Origin of the sequence: Photobacterium sp. 2_MG-2023 (assembly GCF_030547675.1) — a bacterium.
Lineage (GTDB): Bacteria > Pseudomonadota > Gammaproteobacteria > Enterobacterales > Vibrionaceae > Photobacterium > Photobacterium arenosum.
Genome location: NZ_JAUOQQ010000050.1, coordinates 1 through 2,329, shown reverse-complemented (window position 1 = coordinate 2,329; position 2,329 = coordinate 1). Strand labels below are relative to the sequence as shown.

The 2,329-nt window shown below is 50.0% G+C and carries 2 protein-coding genes; both read left to right on the top strand.

The window, feature by feature from the left end; all coding sequences use genetic code 11:
• Positions 1–323: 323 nt before the first annotated feature.
• Entirely contained in the window at positions 324–1,310 is a 987-nt protein-coding gene (locus Q4491_RS21385; RefSeq protein WP_192017837.1) for a sugar-binding transcriptional regulator, read from the top strand.
• 474 nt (positions 1,311–1,784) lie between these two features.
• Positions 1,785–2,329: transaldolase family protein (locus Q4491_RS21380; protein ID WP_303460791.1), on the top strand; the 545-nt coding region annotated here is incomplete at its 3' end.

Sequence of the window (2,329 nt, the reverse complement as noted above, 5' to 3'; positions counted from 1 at the left end):
CGGCCCCGGCCGGTGAGCTGTTCAAGCTGTTCGGTTTCACCACTGAAAACGTGGTCAGCACAGCGAAAGAGCTGCTGTAAACCGAACCGAAACAATCATCGCCACCATGACAGTGGTTCCATGATTCAAAGGTCTGGCATTCATGTCAGGCCTTTTTTATCCCCCCCGCTCATCACCTGTTTTCTTTCCTCAAACCCAGTGAGAAGAAGGCCGGCAAATCAATGTGGCAATGAAAACGCTGAACAAAGTGCATGACGGCTAACATTTGTTAAGCGCTTTTGAATCCATTACACTGACGCCACATCTGTGTATGGAACACCGCTATGACCACTTCACCGCCTACCGCTTCTTTTGACCATCAGCTGGAAGATACAGACCTGTTGACTGAAATTGCCATTTTGTATTACCAGCAAAGTGCAACGCAGGAAGAAATCTCGAAAAAATTCGGTATCAGCCGCCCTAAAGTCAGCCGTCTGCTCAGAAAAGCGCGGGAAGAAGGGATAGTGGAAATTACCGTTAAGTTCCACCCGATCCACAGCGCCCAGCTTGAACAGCGTTTGATGGACAGGTTTAACCTGAAACGAGCCTTGATTGCACTGGATCAACCCAGTGCACAAGAGCAACGAATGCAAGTCTCTACCCTGGTATCGGCCTATCTGGACGGTTATTTGAGAGATGATGTCGTTGTCGCGGTGGGTCAGGGGCAAAATGTTGCTGCTGTCGCCGATCATCCCGGTATTGTTTCCCATCGCAACGCGCGTTTTGTTTGCGCTATCGGCGGAACACACCGCAGCGGCGACACCATTAATGCGGATCATATCTGCCGCCGTCTGGCCAAAAAATTTGGCGGCACCAGCGAAACCTTATACGCACCAGCCTATGTCGACAGTGAAGTCACCCAGCAGGTGTTTATCACTCATCCCAATGTCAGCGAAACCCTCAATCAGGCCCGAAAAGCGGAGTTTGCCTTAGTCGGTATTGGCGATATGGATGAAAACAGCCATATGGTAAAACTGGGATGTTTCACGGCGAAAGAGTTTGTTGAAGCCAGACTCAATGACGGCATTGTCGGCGATATCGGCGGCTTTGACTTCTTCCGCCTGGATGGACAACAGGCGGGAACACTGATGCGTGGCCGGGTTGTCGGACTGGAAATGTCAGATTTGCATCGTATCCCGAATGTGATTGCTATGGCTAGTGAGAGCCGGAAGGCACTGGCGATTCTGGGCGCGTTAAGAACTGGCGTGATAGATGTGCTGGCAACCAGCGCAAGTTGTGCGATGGCCTTGCTGAACATGTCTGACTCATAAGCACAAAAGGCAGCTACAGCGACATACGGATTCAACCAGCCACTGCTTATATTCTCAACGAGTGAACAAAATTACACTAATCTTCTTTTTGTTCACTCCTGAAATGGATCACTGCTTCTGCAAACGCGCTGTTAACACCTCCTCCGTTTTATAATGACACGCAGAAATCACACTGGCATTTAGCACAAACAGATATCACACTGATTGATATCATATTCTTATATTATCAGTAGCGTCATCGCTATTGAACCACACAAAACACAACGAATTATCCCGCTTTTCCTGCCATTAGGGGCTATACCGATTCGGGCCAGATTCTCCCTCACTTTCTGTAACGTAGGGTTTGACATTTGTGGTAAAAAGCTCAAATATGAGTACTTCATTTGCTCAGGCGTATTACATTCGTTCATGCATAATGAACCGCCACCGGGCAGAACGTCATTTCTTACCACATATCAAAAAGGTTTTACTGAGATGAGCACCAAACTGGAACAGCTGCGCGCACTTACTACTGTTGTTGCCGACACCGGCGACATCGAAGCGATTAAGAAGTACCAACCGCAAGATGCCACCACCAACCCTTCCCTGATCCTGAAAGCCGCAGAGATTGAACAGTACGCACCGCTCATCGACGATGCGATTGCCTATGCCAAAGCGCAAAGCAGCGATAAAGCACAGCAAATCGAAGACGCGGGCGACAAGCTGGCGGTGAACATCGGTAAAGAAATCCTGAATGTGGTACCGGGCCGTATCTCCACTGAAGTGGACGCCCGCTTGTCTTACGACACCGACGCCAGCGTGGCCAAAGCCCGCAAGCTGATCAAAATGTATAACGATGCCGGTATCAGCAACGACCGCATCCTGATCAAACTGGCGTCGACCTGGGAAGGGATCCGCGCGGCTGAGATTCTGGAAAAAGAAGGCATCAACTGTAACCTGACTCTGCTGTTCTCTTTTGCTCAGGCCCGCGCCTGTGCCGAAGCCGGTGTGTTCCTGATTTCGCCTTTCGTCGGCCGCAT